We start from the raw sequence: 26,640 nt of genomic DNA on the forward strand, positions 1-26,640 counted from the left end.
GTCCTCGGGCTCGGGGCTGGGGCGGTCACGCGGGCCGAATCTCACGGTGTCGATCCTGCGCTCTCTTCAAGATCATCGGCAAGGTGGGGTGCCGAAGAGGGCCGTGCACAGGGCTTGCGGGTCGTCGCCGGCGGTGAGGACGGGGCCCGGGGCCGGCCGGAGGCGGACGGGCACCTCGCGACTGGACGGGTCCTCGGCGCCCTGGGCGGCGGCTATGTCCCGCAGGCCGACGGTGATGGTCCCGGGGATGTCGGCGGTCAGTGCGTCGACGGGGAGTTCGTCCAGCCAGAGGTCCAGGAGGCGGTGCGCCAGGCCGTTCAGGAGGCGGCCCCAGGGGTCGACGAGGGCGGGCGGGACGCCCTCCGTCTGCAGTTCCGGGAGGCCGAAACGGGCGAGGCCCTTGGTGGTGACGAAGAAGCCGCCCGGCCCGGACGTGTGCGGAAGCAGCATCCAGTCGGTGAGCCTGAAGGTGCCCAAAGAGCGCCGCAGCTGGGACGGCGCCAGGACCTGCGGGGTGAAGACGTCGACCACCGGGGCGCGGGCGATCGTGCCGAGGGCGCCGGCGACGGCGCGGGACGCCAGTTCGTGCGCGGGCGGGCGGCCCGGGCGGTAGGCGGCGCGGACGGCGATCACCTGGGCGGCGGACGCGATCGCCTCCAGGTCGGGCGCGGCGGCGCCGTAGGCGGCGAGGAGGTCGGCGGGCAGCGGCGGGAAGTCGGCGGTGGGACGCTGGTCGAGGGTCATCATGGGGCTGCCGAGCATGCCGAGGACGAGGTCGCGCAGCGGCGGCGGGGTGTGCCGCGCCACGTGGTCGCGGGCGAGGGACGTCGGGTCGGTGAGCGGTTCGGCGAGCGCCACGGCGTAGGTTCCGAAGAGGGTCTCCGGAACGGGCAGCGTCAGATGTTCACCCAAACTCGCCCCCCGCGGGTAGCCGGCACCCTTCGATCACAGCCGATGGGGACGCCGGAGAGTACCTGGCGGCAACGGGACAATTACCTCCCGAACCGGCGAGGCGGGCCCACGATCAGCGCGGCAGCCGCTGCTCCACCCACACGATCTTGCCCGCGTCGGTGCGGTGCGTCCCCCAGCGGGCCGCGAGATGGTGGACGAGCTGGAGCCCGCGCCCCGACTCGTCGGTGGCCTCGGCGTGCCGCAGGTGCGGCAGGTCGGCGCCGTCGTCGTGCACCTCGCACAGCAGCGTCCGCCCCTTGATCAGCCGGACGCCGAGGGACCCGGCGCCGTGCACGAGGGCGTTGGTGACGAGTTCGCTGACGAGCAGCTGGGCCGTGTCGGTGAGGCGCTCCAGGCCCCAGCCGGCGAGCCGGGCGGCGACCTGCGCGCGGATCCACGGGACGCTGTCCGGCACGGGTTCCAGCTCCCAGGTGACGACCTCGTCGAGGGGGATGCCGTCGAACCCGACCGCGACGATGGCGATGTCGTCGGCGGCGGTGTCGGACGCGAGCGTGTGGAGCAGGTCGTCGCAGGTGCCGTCGAGGTCGGCGGACGCCCCGGCGAGCCGGGCGCGCAGCGCCTCCAGGCCCTCCTCGATGTCGCGGCCGCGGCGTTCGAGGAGCCCGTCGGTGCACAGCAGGAGCTGCGACCCGTCCTCGACCTTGACCTCCATCGTCTCGAACGGCTCGCCGCCCACCCCGATGGGCACGCCCGGCGGGACGGCCAGCACCCGGCTCTCGCCGTCCGCCGCGACGAGGACGGGCGGGAGATGCCCCGCGTTGGCCAGCGTGCACCGCCGCTCGACCGGGTCGTACACCGCGTACAGGCAGGTGGCGAGGTAGTCCTCGCCGAGCCGGCGGGCGAGCCCGTCGAGCCGGCGCAGCAGCCGGTCGGGCCGCATGTCGTCGCCGGCGAGGGTGCGCACGGCGGTGCGCATCTGCCCCATGATCGCGGCGGCGGTGAGGCCGTGCCCCATCACGTCCCCGACGACGATGCCGAGCCGGCAGCCGGGCAGCGGGATGGCGTCGAACCAGTCGCCGCCGACCTGCGCGGCCTGCTCGGCGGGCCGGTAGCGGTAGCGGACGCGGGCGCCGGCGACGTCCGGCGGGTCGTCGGGCAGCATGCTGCGCTGCAGTTCCTCGGCGACCTGGACCTCGCGCCGGTACAGCCGCCCGTTGTCGATGCACAGCGCGGCGCGGCGGGCCAGCTCGTCGACCATGGCGAGGTCGACCTCGTCGAACCAGGGGCGGTCGGACTTGCGCAGCAGCTTGAACGTGCCGAGCACCCGCCCGCGCGCGATCAGCGGGGCGATCAGCAGCGCCCGCCCGGTGAACAGCGGGCGCAGGTCGCGGTCGCCGAACGCAGCGGCGAGCCGGGCGGCCTGGGCCGGGCCGACGCGCCGGATGTGCACCGGCCGTCCGGTCCGCATGGCCTGGACGAACGGGGTCCCGGACGGCAGGAACAGCGCCTCGCCCTCGGGGACGGCCTCGTCCCAGCGCCCGGACTCGTCGTTGTGGGCGACGGCGACGCGGCGCATCAGCGTCGTCTCGTCGACCTCGTCGGCGGGCGGGGCCGAGTCGGCGACGACGCGTTCGAGCAGCTCGACGGCCGCGAAGTCGGCGAGCCGCGGGACGAGGACCTCGGCGAGCGTCCGGGCCGCCTGGAGGTGGTCGAGCGAGCTGCCGATCTGCTGCCCGGCCTCGCTGAGGTAGGCGAGCGGCTCCAGGGTCTCGGGGACGCCCCGCGGGAGCGGGCGGGGCCGGCGCGCCCGCGCGGGCCGCGGCGGCGGGACGACCGGGGACGCGCCGATGGGCGGCACGATCGGCAGCCGGATCGTCAGCCCGAGCGAGACGGCCGGGCAGCCGAGCCCGAGCACCCGGGAGGCGATCTTCTCGGACGCGGCCGGGTCGAGCGCGGGCAGCAGCCCCGCGATCCGGTCGGCGAACGCGGCGGCGGGCGCGTCGGGCCCGTTCCCGGCCGCCGGGGTGAGCGCGGGCTCGACCCGCAGCAGCCGGCCGGCGGGCCGGCGGACCGCGGTGCCCGTACCGCCGGGCCCGTCGGGCGGGGCGAGCGGCAGGTCGCCGACGGTGACGCCGAGCCCGTTGCGGCGGAGCCGGCGCAGGTCGGCGGCCAGCGCGAGCACGCTGACGCCGTGCTCGCCCGGCGCCCGCTCGATCGGGTAGACCCACCAGCCGACCTCGGCCGGTTCGCCGGTGTCGACGCGCGGCAGGGTGCAGGTGCCGCACCAGACGTGCCCGAAGCTCTCCGGCTCGAAGACGCCGCGGTGCTCGCGGGGCAGCCGCAGCAGCGCGGCGGGCGCGCGGCCGAGCGCCCGGGGCGGGCCGACGCCGAACACCTCGGCGGCGGTCTCGTCCCAGTGGCTGATCCGTCCCCGCTCGTCGAGGGTGATGGCGGCCATGCTCGCCACCCCCAGCAAGTCCGCGATGACCATGCAGTCCCCCTCCCGGGCGAGCGACGCCGGAAGTCCCCGGCAACACGCGGTGAGGGGGACGTTACCTCGTGTGAGACAGGTGTGCCGAGACTCCTCCAAAAAGCATCGGGTGAGTGCTCACTCAGCAGCCCGCGGGTGCTAGCGTCCACGGCGAAGGGCACGGCGACATGGGAAGACGGTGAGTCGGGGTTGGCGGCACGGACGGAGCCGATGCGGGACCGGATCCTCGCCGCGGCCGTCGCGGTGATCCGGGCGCGCGGGATCACGGCCGCGACGACCAAGGAGATCGCGCGCAGCGCCGGGGTGTCCGAAGGCAGCCTCTACAACCACTTCGCGAACAAGACGGCGCTGTTCGCGGCGGCCCTGGCGGAGGTCGCGGGAACCGCGCGGACGGCGATGGCGGCGCTCGCCGCGTCGGCCGGCCGGGACACGGTGGAGGAGAACCTCGTCCGGCTGGCCGCCGGCATGGTCCGCTTCTATGGCGAACTGCTGCCGATGACGGGGCCCGTCCTGGCCGATCCGGAGCTGATCGCCTGGTTGCGCGACAACGGCCCGGTCAGCGAGCAGAGGCGGGCCGCCCCAGCACAGAACGGGACGTCCGCCAAGGCGCGCGTGCGGACCGGACCTGGCCAGGACGCGGGAGCGCCGCCGCCCGGGGCGCCCGGTGGCCCTCCGGCCGGCCCCGCCGGAGGTGCGGTGACCGGTCCGGTACTGGGGCACTCCGCCCTGATCGGCTACCTGGAGGCGGAGCGGCGGGCGGGACGCGTCAAGGCGGACGCGCCGCTCCCGTTCATCGCGGCGGCCCTGCTCGGCGGCTGCCAGCAGCACGCCTTCCTGACCCGGCTCGCCGGGCCGGAGACGGTGGCGGCGGGGGCCGGGCTCCCGGCGGCACCGGAGGAGTTCGCGGCGGGGCTCGTGCGCGCGGTGCTGGCGGGCCATCTACCGACCGAATGATCCAATATCGGCCAACGGCCGACGCGGTGCCCTAAGGAATAACGTGCGCGGGCCGTGCGCTCTACATCATCCGGCCGAGCGGTTCGGCCGACACGCCGCCGGGTGTGATGAGCAACACCGAGGTCAAGGCAACCTTTTGACCCCCTCCGGGCGTCTTACATAGCAAGAAGACCACCGGCGGGTGGTAACGGCGCTCGATCCGGCAAGGCCCGCGACGTCCCGGAGAACGGGGTCGCCCTGGCTCATCACGATCCCGCGCACGGCCTTCGGCCCACGCTCCATGCGAGGCCGAGTCCCCTCACGAACCCGCCGGGAACGGTGGCACGTACCACTCAACGGGGGGCGGCTTCGTCCGCTCGGTCCGCGCGTGCCCCCGACCACGCGCCATGCAACCGGCCCCTTTCACCGGGGGGCACTACCAACGGGAAGCGACGACGATGACCGCTGTCACCGCGCCTGTCCGCGACAACAGGAGCATCACGAACATCGAGAGCACCCAGCGCTACGAGCGCGACGTCCTGCCCCTCGCCGACCCGCTGTACGCCAGCGCCGTCCGCATGACCCGCAACACCGCGGACGCCGAGGACCTCGTGCAGGAGACCCTCGCCAAGGCCTACGTGAACTTCCACCAGTTCCAGGAGGGCACGAACCTCAAGGCCTGGCTGCACCGGATCCTCACCAACAACTTCATCAACACCTACCGCAAGAAGCAGCGCGAGCCCCAGCGCGCCGGCTCCGAGGAGCTGGAGGAGTGGCAGCTCGCGCAGACCGAGGCGTCCGCCGCGGGCTTCCGGTCCGCCGAGTCCGAGGCGCTGGACCGCATCCCCGACTCCGAGGTGATCGCCGCGCTGCGCGCCCTGCCGAAGGACTTCCGGGACGCCGTCTACCTCGCGGACGTCGAGGGCTACGCCTACAAGGAGATCGCCCAGATGATGGGCACCCCCATCGGCACGGTCATGTCCCGCCTGCACCGCGGCCGCAAGCAGCTCCGCGAGTCCCTCGCCGACCACCGCCGCGCCGCGCACATCCTGGCCGCGTGACGCCTCGCGCACGTCGCCTTCCCCCGTCGCGATCCCGCAGTTGCCCCGTGACTGCGGGATCGTCCCTTTGCTCCCAGAATTTCCCTCCAGGATTCGCCTGTACGTTCCGTGGGTGATCGGTTACCATCGGCTTGCCCTGCGTGACCACGTCGGCCCCCGGCCCCGGCTGCCGGGCGGCTTCAGGTGGCACTGAGCATGCGAAACGGTGACCGAAGCTGGAACCGCCCGCATAGGCGCGGCGACCGTGGGTAAGGCGCGCACACGGGCCGCGAGCCGCCGGCGATTCGGGAGGATGTGCGCGCGATGCCACCAAGGGTCAGCGACGTGATGACGGCGGCACCGCTGTCCCTGCCGCTGGACGCGACGCTGTACGAGGCGGCCCGCGTGATGCGGGACGAGGGGATCGGCGATGTCCTGGTCACCTTCGCCGGACGGCTGTGCGGCCTGGTGACCGACCGCGACATCGTGGTCCGCGCGGTCGCCGAGAGCCGCGACACGTCGCTGACGCCCCTCGGCGACGTGTGCACGGCGGAGCTGACGACCGTCCATCCGGACGACGACACCGGGACCGTGGCGCGTCTGATGTGCGAGCAGGCGGTCCGGCGGCTGCCCGTCGTGGACGCCGAGCAGCGCCCGGTGGGCATCGTGTCCATCGGCGACCTCGCGGTGGCCAACGGCGAGGCGGGGCCGCTCTCGGAGATCAGCAAGGCGCCGCCCAACAACTAGCCCCTGACCGCGCCGCCGACGAGCCACGCCCGCCGATGGACTGCCGGGGAAGTCGAGCGGCCGGGCATGTCACGCAGCCGACCGGCCAGGATACTCTCGGAGGGGTGACGCCCACCGAAACGGTTCTGACCGACCAGCTGGCGCTGGAGATCGCCCGCCTCGGCATGGTCGGGGAGTCCTCCGATGTCGGCACCCTGCACCGGGTGACCGAGCTGGCCGCGCGGGCCGTCCCCGGCTGCGCGGGCGCCGCGAGCGTGCGGTGGGCGCTGCCCCCGGCCGCCGGCGCGGGCGCCGAATGGGCCGTCCCCGGGACCGTCCCGCCCCTGGACGACGGGGCCCCGACCGGCGAGACCACCGTGGACTCCGGGGCGATGGAGGAGGTGCGCCCGGAGCCGCTGGCGACGGCGGCGAGCCATCCCGATCTCGCCGAGGTCACCGACCGGCAGCTGTCCCGCGGGCACGGGCCGATGTTCGACGTGGTGCGCGAGCGCCGGGTGCTGACCTCCGACGACATCCTCGCCGAGACCCGCTGGCCCGAGTCGATGTCGGACATGCTGCGCCGCGGGGTGCGCTGCTTCACCACGACCCCGCACGTGAACCCGCCCGTGCTCGTCACGCTGACTCTGTACGGGGTGACGCCGAAGGCGCTCGGCCACGGCCGGCACGCGCTCGCGTCGCTGCTGATCGCGCAGGGCACCGCCGCCGTCTCCAACAGCCAGCAGTACGACGACGTGCACCGGACCGCCGTCCAGCTGCAGGAGGCGGTCGAGGCGCGCGCGATCGTCGACCAGGCGAAGGGCATTCTCATGCACGCGCTGGGGTGCGACGCCGACGAGGCTTTCGCCGAGATGCGCCGCATCTCGCAGACGCGTCATGTGAAGCTGACCGCTCTCGCTCAGCGTATCGTCGGTCATCAGGGCATTCCTTAAGCCGCGCTTACAGACGCATGCCGATGTTGCGAATAGGCTGCCCGAAGCGGCCCCGTGGATCGTGGCCCGGCCCGGTCCGGGGCGGGAGCCGAGCTGGTTCCACCGTGTGACGCGGACGAGAGGGAGACCAGATGCACGATCAGCCCGACCAGCTCGAACCCGAGTCCCTGCTGCGGGAGATCTCGGACCTCGAAGGACGCATCGGGGAGCTGCGCCAAGCCGCCGGCATCCCCGAACCCGACCTGCGCGCCACCCTGGACGCGGCGCTGGTCGAACTCGAGCTGGCGCTGACCGTGCTGCGCACCATGGGCGGTGAGCAGACCGGCGAGCAGGGCGGATCGGCCGCGGCGGAGAACGAGCGCCGGGTACTGCGCACCGTCTTCCAGGACGCCCCCGTCCCGCTGTTCCTGCTGGACCGGACGACGAGCGTCCGCCGCGTCAACCGGCAGGCGGCGACGCTGCTCGGCACGTCGTCCGGGTACGTGTCCGGCAAGCAGTTCACCGCGTTCTGCGACATGGCGACCCGCGCGGCGGTGCGGTCGCAGCTCGCCGCCGTCGTCCGGACGGGGCGGCGCCGCCGCGTCAACGTGCGCTTCCTCGGCCGCGACCACCCCGTCGACGCCGTGGTGACGCTGGCGCGGGTGTGGATCCGCGGCGAGCCCGACCCGATGGTCGTGGTGGCGGCGGGCCCGACGACCACGCCCACCGACGACCGGCCGCAGAAGGGCGTGGCGAAGAACCAGGCGCGGGCGGCGCAGGGCGCCCCGGTCGACGACGAGGCCGTGGCCACGATCGTGCACCGGATGGACGTCCTCGCCACCGCCAGCGAGCTGCTGCTCGACGAGCCGGTCTTCAACGAGACGGTGGCCGTCCGGCGCTGCGCCCGGCTGCTGGCCGCCGAGCTGGCCGACTGGGCGTTCATCGACCTGACCGGCCCGAACGGCGGCCCCGGCGGGCAGCTCCAGGGCGGCATCCACGCGGCCGGGGCGCCGGAGCTGCGCCGCCAGGTCGTGATGGGCCCGGAGGACGAGCACTCCGTCGAGGCCGCGCGGATGCTGGAGGAGGTCGAGCCCGCGCAGGGCACGCTCCCGCACACCGTCTTCGTCACCCGGCAGAGCGCGCTGCGGCCGCACGTGGAGAACCTCGACGTCCTCGGCGTCTGCCCGGACGGGCATCCCGTCTGCGGCAAGATCGGCGCGACCTCGGTGCTGAGCGTGCCGATCGAGGACGGCGACCGCGCCATTGGAACGATCACCTTGGCGGCGAGCGGCGAGTACGGCCCGTTCGACCTGATGGACCTCGGCGTCGTGCAGCGGCTCGGCCGCTACCTTGCGCTGGTGATCCGGGCGGCGCGGCTGTACCGGCGGCGCGCCGAGGTCGCGGACACGCTGCAGGCGGGGCTGCTGCCGAAGTCGCTGCCGGCGATCCCCGGCGTGAGCGTGGCCGCCAGGTACCTGACGTCGACGCACGGCTCGGACGTGGGCGGCGACTTCTACGACGTGTTCCGCACGGAGAACGGCTGGGGCCTGGTCCTCGGCGACGTGTGCGGCAAGGGCGAGGACGCGGCCGCGGTGACGGCGACGGCGCGGCACTGCGTCCGGCTGGCCTCGCGGTGGAAGGCGTCCCCGGGCGACGTCCTCGGCATCGTGAACGAGGCGCTGCTGGACGAGGACCGCTTCGTCACGGCGGTGATGGCGGGCCTGACGCTGGAGACCGAGCGGGTCCTGGTCTCGCTGGGCACGGCGGGCCATCCGCCGGCGATCGTGGTGCGCGCCGACGGGGTGATCAGGTCGGCGTCCCGGGGCGGCGTCCCGCTCGGCCTGTTCGAGGACTTCGAGGCCGGCCTGGACACGATCGACCTCACCGTCGGGGACACGCTGATCCTGCACTCCGACGGCGTCCTGGAGGCGTGCGACATGACGCGGCAGGAGTTCGGCCAGGAGCGCCTGCTGGAGGCGCTCGCCGGGCACGCCGGCGACACGCCGGAGGGCATGCTCGCCGGGGTGGAGCGGGCCCTGCTGGACTTCTGCGACGGCGACCTGCGGGACGACGTCTCCATGCTCGCGCTGCGCGTGGAACCGCCCAGCCTCGGATAGCACGGGCCGCCCCGGCCGGGACGCGGCCCCGCCGCACGGGCGGAATGTCGGGATGATGATCGTTCGCCGGGGTAGATCGGGTACATGACCGTCGATCCCGCGGACAAGCCGCGCAACGAGACCGAGCACGAGCGGCTCGACCGTCAGCTGATGGAGCTCCTCCAGGGGTTCCGGGTCGCGACGACCGGCGTGCAGGTGCTCTTCGCGTTCCTGCTGACCGTCCCGTTCTCCGCCGGTTTCGACAAGGTGGACGGCACGGGCCTGCCGCTGTTCTACATCGCGCTGTTCGGGGCGGCGCTCGCCTCGATCTGCTTCATCGCCCCGGTGTTCCAGCACCGGATCCTGTTCCGGCTCGGCCAGAAGCCCCTGCTGATCAAGCGCGCCAACCGGTTCGGGATCGTCGGCGCGTTCGCGCTGGCGACCTCGATCACCTCGGCCACGATGCTGATCGTGGAGTCGCTGTCGGAGCGGACGGTCGCCGTCGTCCTCACGGCCGTGGCGATCCTGGCGCTGTGCGGCTGGGCGTGGTTCGTCCAGCCGTACATGACCCGCATGACGGCGAACGCCCGCGCGACCGAGGCCGAGGACGGCTGATCGCGCGGGCTCCCGTACTGCGCCCCGCCCTAGTACGCCTTGCCGAAGATGACGCGCTTGCCGTAGGCAGACGGCTTACCGCACTTCACGCAGGCGCCCGACTCCTCGGGCGCGTCCGCCGGGATGACGCGCGGGGTCGCGGCGGTGTCGGCCTTGATCGCGTCCTCGCACTCGGCCTCGCCGCAGTGGAACGCGCGGGCCCACCCGGTGGCGACCTGGGCCGCGAACGCGTCCCAGGAGTCGACGGCCGCGGTGTTGTCCTCGCGGAACGTCTCGGCCCTGGCCAGCAGGAACTCCTGGAAGTCGGCGAGCATCCCCGGCAGCACCTCGGGCACCTTGTCCAGGGGGATCTGCTCCTTGCCCTGCCCCTCGACGGTCGGCAGCCGCCGGACGACGGTCGCGACGCCGCCCTCGATGTCGCGCTTGCCGAGTTCGATGCGGACCGGGACGCCGCGCATCTCCCACTCGTTGAACTTGAAGCCCGGCGACAGCTGCGGGCGGTTGTCGTCGACGTGCACGCGGATGCCCGCCGACTTGATCGCCGCACCGAGCCTGCGGGCCTCGGCTGCGGCCTGCTCGCCCTGCTCCTTGCGCCCGATCGGCACGATGACGACCTGGTAGGGCGCGAGGCGCGGCGGCAGCACGAGGCCCTTGTCGTCCCCGTGCGTCATGATCACGCCGCCGATCATGCGGGTGCTCATCCCCCAGGACGTGGTGTGCGCGTGCGCGAGCTTGCGCTCCTCGTCCTGGTACTGGATGTCGAACGCCTTGGCGAAGTTGGTGCCGAGGTAGTGCGAGGTGCCGGCCTGCAGCGCCCGGCCGTCCCGCATCATGCCCTCGATCGTGTACGTGCGGACGGCGCCGGCGAACCGCTCGCCGGGCGTCTTCTCCCCCGCGACGACGGGCATCGCGGCGAGGTCGCGGGCGACGGCGGCGTAGGCGTCCAGTGCCCACATCGTCTCGCGCATCGCGTCGTCCTCGTCGATGTGCGCGGTGTGGCCCTCCTGCCAGAGGAACTCGGTGGTGCGCAGGAACATCCGGGGCCGCATCTCCCACCGGACGACGTTCGCCCACTGGTTCAGCAGCAGCGGCAGGTCGCGGTGGGAATCGATCCACTTGGCCATGTACTCGCCGATGACGGTCTCGGACGTGGGCCGCACGACCAGCGGCTCCTCCAGGTCCTTGCCGCCCGCGTGGGTGACGACCGCCAGCTCCGGCGAGAAGCCCTCGACGTGCTCGGCCTCGCGCTTGAGGTAGGACTCCGGGATGAACATCGGGAAGCAGGCGTTGTCATGCCCCGCGTCCTTGATGCGCCGGTCCAGGTCGGCCTGGAGCAGCTCCCACATCCGGTACCCGTACGGTCGGATGACCATCGTGCCGCGGACGGGGCCGCGGTCGACGAGCTGGGCCTGGACGACCACCTCGTTGTACCAGGCGGAGAAATCCTCGCTCTGCGGTGTCACACCTTCTCGACTCACGGCACACAAGGGTACTGACCGGCGGCGGCGGGCAGGAACGATTGGCTAGGCTCGCGAGATGCGCTGGTCCCAGATGTTCGTGCCCACGCTCCGCGAGGACCCCGCGGAGGCGGACGCGCCGAGCCACCGGCTGCTGCTGCGGGCGGGCTTCGTCCGGCAGCTCGCCGCCGGCCACTACTCGCTGCTGCCGCTGGCCGTCCGCGTCCGGTCGAAGATCATCGCCATCGTGCGCGCGGAGATGGACGCGATCGGCGCGCAGGAGATGCTGCTGCCGGCGATGCACCCGGCCGAGCCGTGGGAGAGGTCGGGCCGCTGGGAGCTCATGGGCCAGGAGATGTTCCGGCTCCGCGACCGGCGCGGCGCCGACCTCGCCCTCGGCATGACGCACGAGGAGATCTTCGCGACCGTCGCCCGGGAGCTCGGCTCCTACAAGCGGCTGCCGCAGCAGTGGTACCAGTTCCAGACGAAGTTCCGGGACGAGCCGCGCCCCAAGGGCGGCCTCATGCGGACCCGCGAGTTCACGATGAAGGACGCCTACAGCTTCGACATCGACCGCTCCGGGCTGGACGCGTCGTTCGACGCCTATCACGGCGCCTACACGCGGATCTTCGCCCGGCTGGGCATCCCGGCGCTGGCCTGCGAGGCGTCCAGCGGCACCATGGGCGGCTCCGGTTCGACCGAGTTCATGTGCCCGTCCGACGTCGGCGAGGACCTCGTCGCCCACTGCCCCGCCTGCGGCTACGCGGCGAACATCGAGCGCGCGACCTCCGCGCTGCCCGCCGCCGCGGACGGCCCGGGGCTGCCCGCGCCCGAGCGGTTCGACACGCCCGGCGTCCGGACCATCGACGATCTGCGGGCCTACGACGCGCCCGGCGACCGGCAGGTCAAGACGCTCGTCTACATCCTGGACGGCGCGCTGACGCTCGTGCTGCTGCGCGGCGACCACCCGCTCAACGAGCAGAAGCTCGTGGACGCGACGGGCGCCGTCGAGATCCGCGCCGCCGAACCGTCCGAGATCCAGGACGCGCTGGGGGCGCTTCCCGGGAGCCTCGGCGCCGTCGGCGTGTCGCTTCCGGTGATCGCGGACGAGGCGCTCCGGGGCCGCCGCGACATGTTCACCGGCGCGAACACCGACGACGTCCACCTGCGCGGCGTGGACGTCGACCGCGACATCGCCGTGGGCGCCTGGGCGGATCTGCGCGAGGTCGCCGCCGGGGAGCCCTGCGTCCGGTGCGGGTCGCCGCTGGAGATCGTGCGGGCCATCGAGGTGGGCCACATCTTCAAGCTCGGCGACCGCTACGCCCGCGCGCTGGGCGTCGAGGTCCTGGACCCGGACGGCAGGCTCGTCCCGGTGATCATGGGCAGCTACGGGATCGGCGTGGAGCGCGCGATGGCCGCGATCGTGGAGACCCACAACGACGAGCGCGGCATCGTCTGGCCCGTGTCGGTGGCCCCGTTCCAGGTCTCGGTCGTCCCGGCCCAGTCCGACGACGCCGAGGTGGCGCGGGCGGCCGAGGACGTCTACGCGGCCCTGTCCGCCGCGGGCGTCGAGGTCGTGATCGACGACCGCCCGGAGCGGGCGGGCGTGAAGTTCCGCGACGCGGAGCTGACCGGCATCCCGTACCGGGTCACGATCGGCCGCCGCAGCCTGGCCGAAGGCGCCGCCGAGATCGGCGTGCGCGCCACCGGCGAGACGTCCGCGGTCGCCCTGGCCGAGGTCACCGGGCACATCGAGTCGCTGCTGGCGAAAACCGTTTGACGCTCGCGGCGCCCCTCCGGAGACTCGGAGGTCCACCGAGGGGGAGCCGTGGGACACGTCGAAGTCGGACATATCAGCCATGTACTGCCGGACGGCAGGATGCTGCTGAACGACGTCTCCTTCCGCGTCGGCGACGGCGTCACGGCCGCCCTCGTCGGCCCGAACGGCGCCGGCAAGACGACCCTCCTGCGCCTGATCGCCGGGGACCTCGCGCCCCAGTCCGGAACCGTCGGGCACAGCGGCGGCATCGGCGTGATGCGCCAGTTCATCGGCAGCATGCGCGACGACTCGTCCGTCCACGACCTGCTGCTCTCCCTCGCGCCGCCGCGCGTCCGGACCGCCGCCGAGGCGGTGGAGGCGGCGGAGCTCGCAATGATGGAGCGCGACGACGAGCCCGCCCAGCTGCGCTACGCCACGGCCCTGTCGGGCTGGGGCGACGCGGGCGGCTACGAGATCGAGGTGCTCTGGGACGCCTGCTGCGTCGCGGCCCTCGGCATCTCCTACGACGGCTGCCGCTGGCGCGAAGTCCGGACCCTGTCGGGCGGGGAGCAGAAGCGATTGGCCCTCGAAGCGCTGCTCCGCGGCCCCGATCAGGTCCTTCTGCTGGACGAGCCCGACAACTACCTGGACGTCCCCGGCAAACGCTGGCTGGAGGAGAGGCTCCGCGAGACACCGAAGACGGTCCTCCTGGTGTCCCACGACCGCGAACTCCTCGACCGCTCCGCCGACCGCATCGTCACCGTCGAGGCGGGCCGCGTCTGGATCCACGGCGGCCGCTTCGCCACCTACGCGGCCGCGCGCCGCGACCGCAACGAGCGCCTCGAAGAGCTGCGCCGCCGCTGGGACGAGGAGCACGCGAAGCTCAAGGACCTCGTCACCATGCTGCGGAACAAGGCCACGGTCAACGACGGCTTCGCGTCCCGCTACCGCGCGGCCCAGACGCGCCTGCGCAAGTTCGAGGAGGCGGGCCCGCCCGAGATCCCGCCGCGCGACCAGAACCTCAAGATGCGCCTGCACGGCGGCCGCACCGGCAAGCGGGCGGTGGTCTGCGAGGACCTCGAACTGACGGACCTCATGAAGCCCTTCGGCACGGAGGTCTGGTACGGCGAACGCGTCGCGGTCCTGGGCTCGAACGGCTCCGGCAAATCCCACTTCCTGCGCCTGCTCACGGCCATCGCCGAAGCACTCCCCCGAGGCGCGACGCCCGTGGAGCCGGTCGCGCACACCGGCATCGCCCGCCTGGGCGCCCGCGTGGTCCCCGGCCTGTTCGCGCAGACCCACGCCCGCCCCGATCTGGCGGGCCGCACGCCGTGCGAGATCGTCATGACCGAGCACGCCCGCCTGCGCAACGACGCCATGAGCGCCCTGACCCGCTACGAGCTGAACGTCTGCGCGGAACAGCCCTTCGAGACGCTCTCCGGCGGCCAGCAGGCCCGCCTGCAGATCCTCCTGCTGGAACTGGGCGGCGCCACCCTCCTCCTCTTGGACGAGCCGACGGACAACCTCGACTTGGCCAGCGCCGAAGCCCTCCAGGAGGGCCTAGAGTCCTACGAGGGCACGGTCATCTCCGTAACCCACGACCGCTGGTTCGCCCGCTCCTTCGACCGCCACCTGGTCTTTGGCGCTGACGGCACCGTCTACGAGTCCGCCGAACCCGTCTGGGACGAGACCCGGGTCGCCCGCCCCCGCTGACCGGGGCCGTGCGGCCGCTCGAAGTAGGCGGCGCTCTCCGCGTCGGCCGGGTAGTACGACTCGACCGCGATCTCCTCCAGGGTGATGTCCATCGGTGTACCGAACGTGGTGATGGTCGAGAAAAGCCGCAGTTCCCGTCCGTCCAGCCGCAGGATCATCGGGATCACGACATCGCGGTCGATCGAGCGGCTCGAGGCGTCCTCGGGGCCCGGCTCCAGAACCTCCTCGTAGAGCGTGGCGAGCTCCGCGTCCGGGGAGACGGCGAGCTGCCGCCTGATCCGGGAGCGGAACACCGCCCGCACGTCGGCCAGGTTGACGACCAGTGGAGCGAACCCGCGCGGGTCCAGCCCCAGCCGCACGAGGTTGACCGGCGGCCGGAGCAACTCGGCATCGACGCGGGCGAAGAACGGCTCGATGGCGCGGTTGGTCATCACGATGTTCCACCGGCGGTCGAACGCCAGCGCCGGATACGGCTCGTGAGCGCGGAGCACCCTGGCGACCGCGTCCCGGGCCGCCGACAGCGCGCCGTCCTCCAGGGGCCGCTCGGCGAACCGGGGCGCGAAACCGGCCGCGAGCAGCAGCCGGTTCCGCTCGCGCAGCGGCACGTCGAGCTGGTCGGCGAGCCGCAGGACCATGTCGGCGCTCGGGTTGGACTTCCCCGTCTCCACCAGGCTGACGTGACGGGCCGAGACGTCGGCCGCGATCGCCAGATCGAGCTGGCTGAGCCCCCGCCGATGCCGCCACCGCCGCAGCAGCTCCCCGACCGTGTGCATGGTCATCGAGCGTACTCATCGTGGGACCGGACGCCATGAAATGCGGTTTCATCGACAATCATCGCGGCTGCGGAAACACTCCTCCCATGACCGCAGACAACAAGAGCATCGTCCAGCGAGCATTGGCGGAACTGCTGCAGACGGGCAGCGTCGACGCGCTCGAACCTCTCCTGAGCGACGATTTCCTTCACCACCGGCCGGACTCGACGTCCAAGACCAAGGCGGAATGGCTCGCCGCCGTGCAGTCGGCGCTCACCCCGCTGGCCGGCATGCAGGTCGAGATCGAGCACCTGCTGGCCGACGGCGACCACGTCGTCATGCATTCGCGGCGCCGCCTCCCCGATGGCGGCCCGGAGACGGCCGTGATCGACATCTGGCGGATCGACGGCGGTCTCATCGCCGAGTGCTGGGAGACCATCGAACCGGCCGCGCAGGCGGCCGCGAATTTGACGTGGTGGGAGCCCGTCCGCTGACCCGCGAGCCCGTCAGAGGAGGGTGCCGCCGAGTTCCGAGGTCTTGATCACCACCAGGACGGTCAGCAGGACGAGCATGGCCGCGGCGGCACCCACCTGGACGAGGGCGCGGCGCTCCCGCGGCGCGTGGGCGAACGCCAGGGCGATGGCGCCGCCCGCCAGGAGGCCGCCGAGGTGGGCCTGCCACGCGGTCACCCCGGCCGAGACGACCAGCCAGAGCAGCGCGAACGCGACGAGGCGGTTGGCCTCGTCCATCGGGTGGCCGAGGCGGCGCATGAAGATCCAGTAGGCGGCGGTGAGCCCGAAGACCGCCCCCGAGGCGCCCACCGCGTTCATGTCCGGGTCGATGAGGTAGCCGAGCACCGAGCCGCCGAGCGCGCCCAGCAGGTACAGGGCGAGGAAGCGCCACCGGCCGAGCATCTCCTCGGTCGGGCGGCCGAGCCGCCACAGCCACCACATGTTGAGGACGATGTGGAGGATTCCGAAGCCGCCCTCCGTGGGCAGCAGGTGCACGAACGCGGAGGTGATCAGCCGGTACCACTCGCCGTACGCGACACCGACCGACTCGAACCCCGGGTACGTCCCGCCGTCGGCCGCGTACATCCCGCCGTCCGGCCCGATCAGGCCCATGCCCAGGGACCCGAGCATGTCGGCCAGGTCCGGCTTGGCCAGCTCACCCAGATACACCAGCACGTTCACGGCGATCAGGACGTAGGTCGCCCAGGGCGTCACCGAGACCTTGCCACCGAAGACCGTCCGGCCCTGCCGGACTGTCCTGTTGCCCTCGCGCACGCATTCGACGCACTGCTGGCCCACCGCCGCGTCACGCATGCAATCCGGGCAGATGTAGCGGTCACACCGTGTGCAGCGCACATAGGTCTCCCGCTTGGGATGCCGATAGCACGCGGGCGCCTCTTGCCGTTCACCCTGGGTCGTCGCCATGATCCACCCTTTCCAAAGCCCGGCGATCTTACCGACGCCCCATCGGGGACGCGACGCGAAAGGCAGCCCGCCCCCGCTAATCCAATACGCGGACGAGCAGTCACACGACCTCAGCCGTGTCCTGGACCGGCGCGATCGGCTTCCCGTCACTCCATGTGAACCACCACGCCGCCCGCACGTAGTCGCACCCGATCTCGGCGAACGGCCCCGTCCCGCCATATCGGACGACGCTCAACCTGGGCGTCCCGCGCCGTTCAACAATCGCGCACCCCAACTCAGGCCGCGCCTCAACAACGGCCCGAAGCGCATCCAGCTGAACACGCCGCTCATTACGTGGCGCGCCCGGGACCACCTGATTCTCAGCCCGCGGATTCACGGCATTCCCTTCCCGTGGAACGACGCGGCCGGTGGGCCCGGGGGGACGTCCACCGGCCGCGCCGGGCTCATCGGATTCTTGCCTTGGCGCTCTCGGCCTGCCGGATCAGCGCGCCCCGCAGCAGCGGCGCCGTGGGGAACATGAGCGTCGGCTCGATCCCCACCCGAGGGTCGTGCAGGCTGGCCACCCACTCCCCCAGCCGTCCGTCCTGCTTGACGGCCCGCCAGATCCGCCACCCCGCGAAGTCGGCCCGCAGCCGCTCCAACTCCGTCTCGTCCTGCGCTCGCGTGTCCATCGGTGAATGCCTTCGGTCTCGTCCTGTCTTCCGATTTCCGTGACCAGCGTCACAGGGTCGGCTACGCTCAGCTACAGGACCAACACACCCCAGACGGCACCCCACCCCGGACGAGGGACCCCCCAAATGCCGAAGGAGCAAGACGGCTACACCCGTGACCCGCTGCTTCGAACGTTCGGCGCGGTCCTGCGCGCCCACCGAGAAGCAGCCGGTCTGTCACGCCCACAACTCGCACAGGCCCTCGGATGCCAGGCGAGCTGGATCGAAAAGCTGGAGACCGCACAGAAGCCACCGTCCGAGCCGACGGCCGACGACCTGGACGTGTTCTTCAAGACCCAGGCGCGCGCGTTCTGGCACATGTGGCGAGAGATCAAGCGGGAAGGCAAGCACCTGGCCGCCCCGCCCGGCTTCTCAAGGTACGCACAATTCGAAACCGCGTGCGTCTCAATGCGATGCTTCGAAGCGCAGGTAGTGCCTGGTCTACTGCAAACCCCTGCCTATGCGCAGGCCGTGATGAGTTCGGGCCTCCGACCAGACGTGTTGGAGGAGCGCGTCTACGCCCGCTTGGAGCGACAGGAGATCCTCGCGCGTGACGACGCGCCACGCATGTGGTTCGTCCTCGACGAGGCTGCACTCCGGCGTCCTGTCGGCGGCCCGAAGGTAATGCATGACCAGTTGGCCAAGTTGGTCGACGTGGCCACGATAAACCCGCGGGTCGAGATCCGAATGCTGCCCTTCTCATCCGTGACCTATGCCGGGCTGGACGGTTCCTTCTTCGTTCTGAGCCTTCCTGGAGGATTGGACGTCGCCTACCATGAAGGCCCCGAGATCAGCCACCTCATCGAGGACGGAACGACGGTGGCGGAATACAGAGTACGTTTCGACCTGGTCATGGGTGAGTCGCTCCGAGCAGGCGAGTCTCTCAAGGCGATCCAGCAGATCCAGGAAGGCTACGCGTGAGCACCACAGATCGGTCGGCACCCCAGTGGCGCAAGAGCAGTCGCAGCAGCGGCCAAGGCGGCGCATGCGTCGAGGTCGCGGCCCTCGCCCCCGCCGTCGCCGTCCGGGACTCCAAGGACCCTGACGGCCCCTGCCTCACCCTCGTCCCCACTGCCTGGCAAGCGCTCACTGACCACATCAAGAGCGGCACACACGACCTCCCCTAACCTCGGTCGCTGTCCGCTCCAACCCGCCGCCCCCTTCGGCTCAACCGCTCGCGGAACTCATGGTCGCTGGTCATCTCTTCGGCGGAACCGTGGACGGGGCGATGAGTTTTGTCGGTGGCGGGGGTCAGTATCGGCGGTCGAAGCATGCCGGACGGCGCTCGGAGGGAGCAGCCATGAGCGGAGTGCGGGTTCTGGTCGGGACGCGGAAGGGCGCGTTCATCCTCACCGCGGACGGGTCGCGCAAGGACTGGAAGGTCAGCGGGCCCCATTTCGGCGGCTGGGAGGTCTACCACGTCGCGGGGTCGGCCGCCGATCCGGCGCGGCTGTACGCGTCGCAGTCGACGGGGTGGTTCGGGCAGCTGATCCAGCGGTCGGACGACGGGGGCGCGACATGGCGGCCGGTGGGGAACGAGTTCGCCTACGAGGGGGTGCCGGGGACGCACCAGTGGTACGACGGCACACCGAAGCCGTGGGAGTTCAAGCGCGTCTGGCATCTGGAGCCGTCGCCGACGGACCCGGACACCGTCCACGCGGGGATCGAGGACGCCGCCCTGTTCCGGTCGGTCGACGGCGGGGCGTCGTGGCAGGAGCTTCCCGGGCTGCGTGAGCACGGGTCCGGGCCGTCCTGGCAGCCGGGCGCCGGCGGGATGTGCCTGCACACGATCCTGCGGGATCCCGTGAACGCGGCGCGCATGTACGTGGCCATCTCGGCGGCGGGCGCGTTCCGGACGGACGACGCCGGCAAGACGTGGAAGGCGATCAACCGCGGGCTGCGTTCGGAAGGCATCCCCGACGAGGACGCCGAGGTCGGGCACTGCGTGCACCGCATCACGATGCATCCGGCGCGTCCCGAGGTGCTCTACATGCAAAAACATTGGGATGTCATGCGCAGCGACGACGCGGGCGAGAACTGGCGCGAGATCAGCGGCGACCTGCCGAGCGACTTCGGATTCCCGATCGCCGTCCACGCGCACGAACCGGACACCGTGTACGTCGTCCCGATCAAGAGCGACTCCGAGCACTACCCGCCGGAGGGGCGACTGCGCGTCTACCGCAGCCGCGTCGGCGGGAACGAGTGGGAGCCGCTCACCGAGGGGCTGCCGCAGAGCCACTGCTATGTGAACGTGCTGCGGGACGCGATGGCCGTCGACTCGCTCGATTCGTGCGGCGTCTACTTCGGTACGACGGGTGGGCAGGTATACGCGTCCGCCGACGCCGGCGACACGTGGGAGCCCATCGTCCGCGACCTGCCGGCCGTGCTGTCGGTGGAAGTCCAGACGCTGCCATGATCCGCGTCGTGCTGCCCGCGCACCTGCGCGTGCTCGCCGGTGTGCAGGGCGAGGTGGAGCTGGACGTCCCCGAGCCGGTCACGCTGTGCACGGTCCTGGACGCCCTGGAGGCCCGGTATCCGGTACTGCGCGGGACGATCCGCGACCGCGCCACCGGACGCCGCCGGGCGTTCGTCCGCTTCTTCGCCTGCGAGCAGGACCTGTCGCACGACCCGCCGGAAACGGTGCTCCCCGAACGCGTCGCCGCGGGCACCGACCCTTTCATGGTCGTCGGCGCCATGGCCGGCGGATGAGCGGGCGAGGGGGCGGGAGCGGCGGGCCGCCCCCGCCCCTCGTCCGGCTCCGCTAGCAGCGGGTGACCCGGCCCTTCACGATCCTCACGTAGGCGCCCGAGACGTAGTCCTTGGGGCTGCTGTAGCCCATGCGGTACCAGACGCGGGTGTGGCGGACCTTCTGACCGCGCGTCCAGCACTTGATGAAGAACCGCTGGCCGGGCTTCAGCCAGCCGACCCGCTTGGAGTGCGAGGTCGGCCTCGACCGGATCGCGAGCTTGTGGCGGCTGATCACCTTCCCCGTCGCGTACTGGTACCCGGCGGCGGCCGGCGTGCTCGCCCCCTCGGCGGCCGGCGGGGCCGACGCCTGCGCGGCCGGCGCACCGGCGAGGCCGGCGCCGACGGCGCCCGCGAGCAGCAGGGTTGCGAAACTATGGCGCAGTTTCACGAACTCTCCCTTTCAAGAGTGTGTTGATAGGCATGACGGTTCTGCCCCTCTGTAACTGAGAACTAACCCTAAGTAACGACAGTGGACGGCTATGTCCACTTCATCTGGTCGCTCGGCGAACGTTGCTCCCGCCTGGTGCTGTCGGAGCGCGCCGTACCTGCGGGGAAGGCGGCCGAAGTGGAGGGCCGCCTCCGCTCGATGGGCGACCGGCGTCCCGGCGGCGGTCCTGGGTGAGGTGGGACTGGAGCCCTGTCCGTTTTCGGGGGTGGGCGGTTACAGTGCCCGCGTGCGGGTGGTTGTTACTGGTGCGGCGGGGTTCATCGGGAGCCATGTCGTCGACGCGTTCTCGGACGCGGGGCATGAGGTTCTCGCGGTGGACGCGCCGGGGCGGTCGCTGGCGCCGGAGGTGGCGCGGCGGACGTGGGCGGAGGTCGCGGCGAGGCCGGGGGTCGTCGCCGCGGACATCGACCTCGCCGTGGACGAACTGGACGTCGTCGCGGCGGCGGACCTCGTCGTCCATCTGGCGGGGCGGCCGGGCGTGCGCGACTCGTGGGGGCCCGGACGGGCCGTGGTCGAGCGGGACAACGTGACGGCGACGCGGCGGCTGCTCGCGGCCTGCACCGGCGCCCGGCGCAGGCCGAAGGTCGTGGTCGCGTCGAGTTCATCGGTGTACGGGTCGGCGGGGCGGCGGCCGAACCGGGAGGACGACCCGCTCAGGCCCGAGAGCCCCTACGCGGTCAGCAAGGTCGAGGTGGAGCGGCTCGCGGGCCTCGCGGCCGGCGACGGCCTCCGGGTCGTGCTGCTCAGGTACTTCTCGGTGTACGGGCCCCGGCAGCGGCCCGACATGGCGTTCCACCGGTTCGCGGAGGCCGCGCTGGACGGCCGCCCGCTGCCGGTGTTCGGCGACGGGCGCAGGTCGCGGAGCTTCACGCATGTCGGCGACGTGGTGTCGGCGACGCTCGCGGCGGCGGCCGCGGAACTGCCGCCCGGTATCGCCATCAACGTCGGTCACGGCGAGCACGTGGCGGTGCGGGACGCGATCGCGATGCTGACGGACGCCCTCGGCGTCGAGGCGGAGATCCAGCGGGAGACGCCCGTGGCCGGTGACGCCTCCCGGACGTGGGCCGACGTCGCGCGCGCCCGGCGGCTGCTCGGCTGGACGCCCGCGATCGGCCTCCGGGCCGGGCTCGCGGACCAGATCTCCTGGCATCGGGCGCTCCGGACGATGGAGGAGGTGCGAGTCGGATGAGGCATAGGGCGGCCTATGTCGCGTTCGACCGGTTCCCGTCGAGCAAAGGGTCGGCGGTGCACATCGCGCAGATGGCCGACGAGCTGTTCGCGCACTACGGCGGCGGGCTCCTCGGCGTCATCGGCGGCGGCGACCTGCCCCGCTACCAGCGCGAGGGGACGCGGGAGATCGCGCGGTTCGACGCGCCGATCCCGAACCTCATCGACCGGGCCGAGGCGTTCTCCGGCTGGGTCGCCGACCACCTGGCGCCGCACTGGGAGACCCTGGAGGTCTGCCACGTGCGGGACCCGTGGAGCGCGCTCCCGGCGGTCGCGGACGGACGGCGCCACACGGTCGTCTACGAGGTCAACGGCCTGCCGTCCATCGAGATGAGCCACACGTGGCCGTGGGCGGCGCCGAGCACGCTCGGCAAGATCCGCGAGCTGGAGCGGTTCTGCCTGGAGCGCAGCGACGCGGTCGTGGTGCCGTCGCGGGTGATCGGCGACGCCGTCCGGGAGCGCGGCGTCCCCGAGCGCAGGATCCACCTGGTGCCCAACGGCGCCGACGTTCCGCGTGAAACCGAACGGCCCGCCGATGCGCCTGAACGGTATGTCGTCTATGTCGGCGCGACGCAGCCGTGGCAGGGCCTGGACGTGCTGATGCGCGCGTTCGCCCGCCTCGCCGACCTCGACGGGCTGCGGCTGGTCATCTGCGCGTCCGTCCCGGAGCGGCGGGCGAAGCACGTGCGGCGGCTCGCCGAGCGCCTCGGGGTCGCCGGGCGGGTCGACTGGCGGTTCGCGCTGCCGCACCACGAGGTCGCCGCGTGGCTGGCGCACGCCGAGGCGTCCCTCGCTCCGCTGACCGGCTGCGCCCGCAACCTGGACCAGGGCTGCGCGCCGCTGAAGGTGATCGAGTCGATGGCGGCGGGCGTGCCGGTCGTCGCCTCGGACCTGCCGGCGGTCCGCGAGCTGATGGCGGACGGGGTGCACGGGCGGCTCGTCCCGGCCGACCGCCCCGCCGAGCTGGCCCGGGCCGTCCGCATCCTGCTGGAGTACCCGCAGGAGGCCGCCGCGATGGGGCGGAGGGGCCGCGAGCACATCGAGGAGAGCCTGACCTGGGCGCGGTCGCGCGCCCGGCTGGCGCAGGTCTACCGGACGCTGGATCGATAGGTGGTCGGACACGTGGTCGAACGGGTGGTCGAACGGGTGGTGCCCCATGTTCTGGCGTAAGCAGAAGGCCGCCATCGAGCGGTTCCATCCGCTGCACAGGGCGCTCACGCTGGAGAAGGGCTTCTCGGTCTCGCTGCGGCGGGACGAGTGGGAGCCGGTGATCGCGAGCCTCGCGGCCCACGGCGCCGCCGTGAGCCGGCGCAAGTGGCAGCTGCACGATCGGGTCCCGGGCGTGCTCGTGCCGATGCTGCGGGTGCTGACCGCCGACATGGCGCCGGACGGGCGGCTGGCGGTGGCGGCGGACATGCGCGGCTCGCAGGTCCCGGAGAAGAACGGGCCGCGGCAGGAGCTGCACGTCCAGCGGCCGGTCATCAAGATGCAGCAGTGGTTCGCGTTCGACGCGTGGCTGCGGATGCGGGCGGAACTGCGGGACGGCAGCGTCCTCGACGTCGTCGTCACCGACCGGGTGCGGTACCGCTGGCGCCGGAAGCGGAACCCGCGCGGCAAGCTCAAGGACAAGACCAAGACCAAGACGGTGCAGCTGGTGCAGGTCACCCGGCGGCTGCCGAAGGACGCGGCCGTCCGGCGGCCCCCGTCGCCGCCGCCCGGCTGGGTCAGGGTCCAGGTCAGGGAGGGCAGGCGGATGGTGATCCGCGCGAGCGGCAAGTTCCCGGGCCCGCGGGAGAACCAGGCCATGGTCGACCTGATCCTGCAGGTGTCGACGGAGCCGTTCCGCTGGACGCCGCCCGGCACGGCCGTGAGGAGGACCACGTGACCCGCTGCACCGTGACCACCGGATTCTTCGTGCTGGGGCGCTGCGGCCAGGCCGCGGTGGCGTCCTGCCCGCAGTGCCGGCGCGCCGTCTGCGCCCAGCACGCCGCGCAGGGCGGGCTGTGCCCCGAGTGCGCGGCGGCGCACGGGTACGGGACGCAGGACCCGCACCACCCGGCGTGGACGGGCGGGTACCGGCGCCACTACTACCAGCGCAGCTCGCAGACCTACAGCGACATCTACTGGTACTCCTCGTTCAACGAGTACGACCGGGGCGCGTTCAATCCGGGCGACGACTACTCCTACGGCGGCGACTGGGGGCCGGACGACGACACCGGCTTCGTGGACAGCTGATGTCCCGCGTCCTGTGGCTCACCGAGCACTACCCGCCGAGCCAGGGCGGCATGGCGCAGTCGTGCGACCGGATCGTGCGGGGGCTGCGCGGCGCGGGCGTCGAGGTGGACGTCGTCCACCTGACCCGCCGCGCCCGCCCGTGGGGGGTGCGGCGGGAGCTCGGCGGGCGGCTGGTGACCGCGCCGCTCGGCGACGACGCCGAGCACGCGCTGCGCCGACTGTGGACGACGATCACCGCCGAGAACCTCACCGGGTACGGCCATGTCGTGGCGTTCGGCGGCGTCTACGCGATGCTCGCCGCGCCCGTCCTGTCCTCGCTGCTGGACGCGCCGCTGGTCACGCTGCTGCGCGGCAACGACATCGACGCCGGCGTGTTCTCGATGCGGCGGCGCGGCGTGCTGGCGGACGCGCTGCGCGCCTCGTCCCGCGTCTGCGTCGTCGCCCGGTCGCACGCACCCCTGGTGGCGGCGCTCGCCCCGGACGCGCCGGTCGCCTTCGTCGCGAACAGCGTCGACACGGCGCAGTGGCGGATCCTGCCGTCCGAGCGGGCCAGGGGGCGCGCGTGGCGGGAGGAGAACGTCGAGCCGGGCCGCCGCACGATCGGCCTCATCGGGCAGCTCAAGGTCAAGAAGGGCGTCGGCTTCCTGCTGGACGCGCTCGACGCGTCCGGCCGCACCGGCGCGTTCCACCTGCTGCTGGTCGGCGAGGTCGAGGAGTCCGTGCGGGAGTGGCTCGCCGGGCACGACGTCCCGCACTCGCTCCTGCCGTTCATGGAGCGCTACGACCTGCCGGCCGTCTACGCGGGCTCCGACCTCGTGGCCCTGCCGTCGTTCTATGACGGGATGCCGAACGTGGCGCTGGAGGCGGCGGCGCTGGGCGTCCCGCTGATCGCGTCGGACGGCGGCGGGCTCGCCGACCTCGTCGACGACGAGATCGGGTTCACCTTCCCCGCCGGGGACGCGCACGGCTGCCGCGCGGCGCTCGACCGGGCCGCGCGGGCGGGCGCCGAGGAGCTGGCGAAGCTCGGCGCGGCGGGCGCGGAGCGGATCCGGCGCGATTTCACCCCGGCGGCGGAGACCGCCGGGTACCTGGCCGTCCTCGACGCGGCCCGGTGATCGTCTGCTACGCGGCCGGGGACGGGCTCGGCCATCTGACGCGGCTCCGAGCCGTCCTGCACACGCTCGCGTGGGACGGGCCGGTGACCGTGGTGACCGGGTCGCGGTTCGCCGCCGATCCGCGCGTCACGGGCGGCTGGGACGTCGTGGAGAGCGCGGCGGACCTCGCCCCGGACGAAGTGATCGTGGACGCGTTCCCCGCCGGCCTCAAGGGCGAACTGACCCGCTTCCCGCCCGGGACGAGGGTCACGCACCTGGCCCGGCTGCTGCGCTGGGACGTATACCGGCCGCTGCTCCCCGCCGACCCACCGCGCTTCGACCGCACGTTCGTCCTGGAGCCGCTTGATCCCGCCCACGGGACGTACCTGCACGACGCGTCGGACGAGGTCGCACCCCTGACCCTGACCGATCCCCCATCGGAGCCGATCGACGTCGACGGCTGGCTCATCGTCCACAGTGGGCCCGACCTGGAGACACTGGAACTCGTCTCCTACGCGCAGGACATGGCGTCCGCCGAAGGGGTGAGCCCGCCCATCACCCTGGTGTCGCCCCAAAGGCCGCATGGCCTTCCCCCGGGCATCGCCCACCTCGACATCTACCCGGCTTACACGCCGGGCCCGAATGTCGAGCGCATCATCACCGCGGCCGGGTTCAACGCCGTCCGCCAGTACGCGCCCTGGCGGGAACGGCACCGGATGCTGCCGTTCCCGCGCAGCCTGGACGACCAGTTCGCGCGCGCCGCCCGCGCCAGACGCGAAACCGGCGCTAGACGGGCAACGTGAGGTCGAACTCGATCTCGACGTCGTCGGCGAGCCGCAGCGCGCCGAAGAACGCCGAGTACGGCTTGATGCCCCAGCGTGACTGCGTCACCGTGAGACCTCCCCGCACCCGATCACCGTCCAGGGCGGCGCGGATCCGCACCGGTTTCGTCCGGCCCATGATCGTCAGGTCGCCCTCGACGGCGTCGTCCCCGACCGCCGTGGAGACGAAGGTGATCTGCGGATACCGCCCGGTGTCGAGGATCTTGCGCAGATTCTTGGTGATGTCCGCGCGGTCCCCGTCCGACAGCGGCAGCGCGCCGCCGGCGCCCTCCCGGACCTCCAGCCCGTCCACCTCGACCGCGACCTCGGCGGACGACTCCTGCAGCGGCTCGCGGGCCGTGACCGACGCCGACCACCGGGTGGCCTCGATGGTGAGGTCGTGCCCCGCCCGCCGGCCGAGCCCGCTGCGGCCCGTGCGGAGCAGCAGCCGCCCGTCGTCCGGTCCCAGCTGAAACGTTCCCTCCATGCCTCCCACCC

General features: G+C 72.5%; 28 protein-coding genes. 20 read left to right on the plus strand and 8 right to left on the minus strand.

Annotation, left to right across the window (positions count from 1 at the left end; all coding sequences use genetic code 11):
- Nucleotides 1-72: 72 nt before the first annotated feature.
- Together E1284_RS20905 and E1284_RS20910 are read right to left on the minus strand one after the other, a co-directional pair.
- Nucleotides 73-912 carry a hypothetical protein gene (locus E1284_RS20905; protein WP_243714633.1) on the minus strand — a complete coding sequence of 280 codons (840 nt, stop codon included), beginning with the start codon at nucleotides 910-912 and terminating at the stop codon, nucleotides 73-75.
- 112 nt (nucleotides 913-1,024) lie between these two features.
- Nucleotides 1,025-3,403, minus strand: a complete 2,379-nt coding sequence (locus tag E1284_RS20910; protein ID WP_131941443.1) for an ATP-binding SpoIIE family protein phosphatase — start codon at nucleotides 3,401-3,403, stop codon at nucleotides 1,025-1,027.
- 210 nt (nucleotides 3,404-3,613) lie between these two features.
- On the opposite strand from E1284_RS20910, the gene E1284_RS43695 reads away from it, so the two are divergent.
- The 6 genes from E1284_RS43695 (at nucleotide 3,614) to E1284_RS20940 (ending at nucleotide 9,742) form a co-directional block, all read left to right on the plus strand.
- Nucleotides 3,614-4,357, plus strand: coding sequence for a TetR/AcrR family transcriptional regulator (locus E1284_RS43695; protein ID WP_131941446.1), 744 nt, complete (start codon nucleotides 3,614-3,616; stop codon nucleotides 4,355-4,357).
- A 437-nt stretch (nucleotides 4,358-4,794) separates the two neighbouring features.
- Nucleotides 4,795-5,397 (plus strand): sigma-70 family RNA polymerase sigma factor, encoded by a 603-nt coding sequence (locus E1284_RS20920; protein ID WP_131941448.1) that lies wholly within the window; start codon nucleotides 4,795-4,797, stop codon nucleotides 5,395-5,397.
- Nucleotides 5,398-5,700: 303 nt separating this feature from the next.
- Nucleotides 5,701-6,123 carry a CBS domain-containing protein gene (locus E1284_RS20925; RefSeq protein ID WP_131941451.1) on the plus strand — a complete coding sequence of 141 codons (423 nt, stop codon included), beginning with the start codon at nucleotides 5,701-5,703 and terminating at the stop codon, nucleotides 6,121-6,123.
- Nucleotides 6,124-6,227: 104 nt separating this feature from the next.
- On the plus strand, nucleotides 6,228-7,052 hold the full coding sequence (locus E1284_RS20930; protein ID WP_243714634.1) for an ANTAR domain-containing response regulator: 825 nt from the start codon (nucleotides 6,228-6,230) through the stop codon (nucleotides 7,050-7,052).
- Between the two features lie 131 nt (nucleotides 7,053-7,183).
- On the plus strand, nucleotides 7,184-9,148 hold the full coding sequence (locus E1284_RS43700; RefSeq protein WP_131941457.1) for a SpoIIE family protein phosphatase: 1,965 nt from the start codon (nucleotides 7,184-7,186) through the stop codon (nucleotides 9,146-9,148).
- Nucleotides 9,149-9,232: 84 nt separating this feature from the next.
- Nucleotides 9,233-9,742 (plus strand): DUF6328 family protein, encoded by a 510-nt coding sequence (locus E1284_RS20940; protein ID WP_131941460.1) that lies wholly within the window; start codon nucleotides 9,233-9,235, stop codon nucleotides 9,740-9,742.
- Nucleotides 9,743-9,771: 29 nt separating this feature from the next.
- Here the strand turns inward: E1284_RS20940 and proS are convergent, their stop codons facing one another.
- Nucleotides 9,772-11,220, minus strand: coding sequence for a proline--tRNA ligase (proS, locus tag E1284_RS20945; protein ID WP_243714635.1), 1,449 nt, complete (start codon nucleotides 11,218-11,220; stop codon nucleotides 9,772-9,774).
- A 58-nt stretch (nucleotides 11,221-11,278) separates the two neighbouring features.
- Here proS and E1284_RS20950 point away from each other — a divergent pair, with 58 nt between their 5' ends.
- A complete protein-coding gene (locus tag E1284_RS20950) occupies nucleotides 11,279-12,979 on the plus strand; it encodes a proline--tRNA ligase (RefSeq protein ID WP_131941462.1) in 1,701 nt (566 codons plus the stop codon).
- Nucleotides 12,980-13,027: 48 nt separating this feature from the next.
- Nucleotides 13,028-14,671 (plus strand): ABC-F family ATP-binding cassette domain-containing protein, encoded by a 1,644-nt coding sequence (locus E1284_RS20955; protein WP_165965353.1) that lies wholly within the window; start codon nucleotides 13,028-13,030, stop codon nucleotides 14,669-14,671.
- Here E1284_RS20955 and E1284_RS20960 read toward each other — a convergent pair.
- Nucleotides 14,617-15,450: a helix-turn-helix domain-containing protein gene (locus E1284_RS20960; RefSeq protein ID WP_243714636.1), complete on the minus strand. Its 834-nt coding sequence runs from the start codon at nucleotides 15,448-15,450 to the stop codon at nucleotides 14,617-14,619. The genes E1284_RS20955 and E1284_RS20960 overlap by 55 nt on opposite strands.
- A gap of 80 nt (nucleotides 15,451-15,530) precedes the next feature.
- Here E1284_RS20960 and E1284_RS20965 point away from each other — a divergent pair, with 80 nt between their 5' ends.
- The gene (locus E1284_RS20965; protein WP_131941465.1) at nucleotides 15,531-15,917 is read left to right on the plus strand and encodes a nuclear transport factor 2 family protein; all 387 of its coding nucleotides are present in this window, start codon (nucleotides 15,531-15,533) and stop codon (nucleotides 15,915-15,917) included.
- Nucleotides 15,918-15,929: 12 nt separating this feature from the next.
- Here E1284_RS20965 and E1284_RS20970 read toward each other — a convergent pair whose 3' ends face one another.
- Both E1284_RS20970 and E1284_RS20975 read right to left on the minus strand, forming a co-directional pair.
- On the minus strand, nucleotides 15,930-16,748 hold the full coding sequence (locus E1284_RS20970) for a rhomboid family intramembrane serine protease (protein ID WP_243714637.1): 819 nt from the start codon (nucleotides 16,746-16,748) through the stop codon (nucleotides 15,930-15,932).
- A 554-nt stretch (nucleotides 16,749-17,302) separates the two neighbouring features.
- Nucleotides 17,303-17,530 (minus strand): hypothetical protein, encoded by a 228-nt coding sequence (locus E1284_RS20975; RefSeq protein WP_131941470.1) that lies wholly within the window; start codon nucleotides 17,528-17,530, stop codon nucleotides 17,303-17,305.
- A 126-nt stretch (nucleotides 17,531-17,656) separates the two neighbouring features.
- On the opposite strand from E1284_RS20975, the gene E1284_RS20980 reads away from it, so the two are divergent.
- The 4 genes from E1284_RS20980 (at nucleotide 17,657) to E1284_RS20995 (ending at nucleotide 20,278) form a co-directional block, all read left to right on the plus strand.
- A complete protein-coding gene (locus E1284_RS20980) occupies nucleotides 17,657-18,490 on the plus strand; it encodes a helix-turn-helix domain-containing protein (RefSeq protein ID WP_165965354.1) in 834 nt (277 codons plus the stop codon).
- Complete coding sequence (locus tag E1284_RS20985; RefSeq protein ID WP_131941474.1) at nucleotides 18,487-18,696, plus strand: DUF397 domain-containing protein; 210 nt, start codon at nucleotides 18,487-18,489, stop codon at nucleotides 18,694-18,696. The genes E1284_RS20980 and E1284_RS20985 overlap by 4 nt, the downstream gene beginning before the upstream one ends.
- Before the next feature lie 173 nt (nucleotides 18,697-18,869).
- A complete protein-coding gene (locus E1284_RS20990; RefSeq protein ID WP_131941476.1) occupies nucleotides 18,870-19,985 on the plus strand; it encodes a WD40/YVTN/BNR-like repeat-containing protein in 1,116 nt (371 codons plus the stop codon).
- On the plus strand, nucleotides 19,982-20,278 hold the full coding sequence (locus E1284_RS20995) for a MoaD/ThiS family protein (RefSeq protein ID WP_131941478.1): 297 nt from the start codon (nucleotides 19,982-19,984) through the stop codon (nucleotides 20,276-20,278). Before E1284_RS20990 ends, E1284_RS20995 begins: the two co-directional genes overlap by 4 nt.
- Nucleotides 20,279-20,330: 52 nt before the next feature.
- Here E1284_RS20995 and E1284_RS21000 read toward each other — a convergent pair whose 3' ends face one another.
- A complete protein-coding gene (locus tag E1284_RS21000; protein WP_131941480.1) occupies nucleotides 20,331-20,705 on the minus strand; it encodes a hypothetical protein in 375 nt (124 codons plus the stop codon).
- Nucleotides 20,706-20,786: 81 nt separating this feature from the next.
- On the opposite strand from E1284_RS21000, the gene E1284_RS41625 reads away from it, so the two are divergent.
- From E1284_RS41625 to E1284_RS21030, 7 genes are read left to right on the plus strand one after another with little or no spacing between them, the layout of a single operon-like run.
- Nucleotides 20,787-20,939, plus strand: a complete 153-nt coding sequence (locus E1284_RS41625; protein ID WP_165965355.1) for a hypothetical protein — start codon at nucleotides 20,787-20,789, stop codon at nucleotides 20,937-20,939.
- A gap of 52 nt (nucleotides 20,940-20,991) precedes the next feature.
- Entirely contained in the window at nucleotides 20,992-21,954 is a 963-nt protein-coding gene (locus E1284_RS21005; protein ID WP_243714638.1) for an NAD-dependent epimerase/dehydratase family protein, read from the plus strand.
- Entirely contained in the window at nucleotides 21,951-23,102 is a 1,152-nt protein-coding gene (locus tag E1284_RS21010) for a glycosyltransferase family 4 protein (RefSeq protein ID WP_131941482.1), read from the plus strand. The genes E1284_RS21005 and E1284_RS21010 overlap by 4 nt, the downstream gene beginning before the upstream one ends.
- A 46-nt stretch (nucleotides 23,103-23,148) precedes the next feature.
- The gene (locus E1284_RS21015; RefSeq protein WP_131941484.1) at nucleotides 23,149-23,877 is read left to right on the plus strand and encodes a hypothetical protein; all 729 of its coding nucleotides are present in this window, start codon (nucleotides 23,149-23,151) and stop codon (nucleotides 23,875-23,877) included.
- Nucleotides 23,874-24,227: a hypothetical protein gene (locus E1284_RS21020; protein ID WP_131941486.1), complete on the plus strand. Its 354-nt coding sequence runs from the start codon at nucleotides 23,874-23,876 to the stop codon at nucleotides 24,225-24,227. Before E1284_RS21015 ends, E1284_RS21020 begins: the two co-directional genes overlap by 4 nt.
- A complete protein-coding gene (locus E1284_RS21025; protein WP_131941488.1) occupies nucleotides 24,227-25,342 on the plus strand; it encodes a glycosyltransferase family 4 protein in 1,116 nt (371 codons plus the stop codon). The genes E1284_RS21020 and E1284_RS21025 overlap by 1 nt, the downstream gene beginning before the upstream one ends.
- Complete coding sequence (locus E1284_RS21030) at nucleotides 25,339-26,124, plus strand: hypothetical protein (protein WP_131941490.1); 786 nt, start codon at nucleotides 25,339-25,341, stop codon at nucleotides 26,122-26,124. The genes E1284_RS21025 and E1284_RS21030 overlap by 4 nt, the downstream gene beginning before the upstream one ends.
- On the opposite strand, the gene E1284_RS21035 is transcribed toward E1284_RS21030, so the two are convergent.
- A partial coding sequence (locus tag E1284_RS21035) for a YceI family protein (RefSeq protein WP_341770407.1) occupies nucleotides 26,108-26,640 on the minus strand: 533 nt, incomplete at its 5' end. The two genes, E1284_RS21030 and E1284_RS21035, sit on opposite strands and share 17 nt — an antisense overlap.

It is taken from the genome of Actinomadura bangladeshensis, assembly GCF_004348335.1.
GTDB classification, from domain to species: Bacteria; Actinomycetota; Actinomycetes; order Streptosporangiales; family Streptosporangiaceae; genus Spirillospora; species Spirillospora bangladeshensis.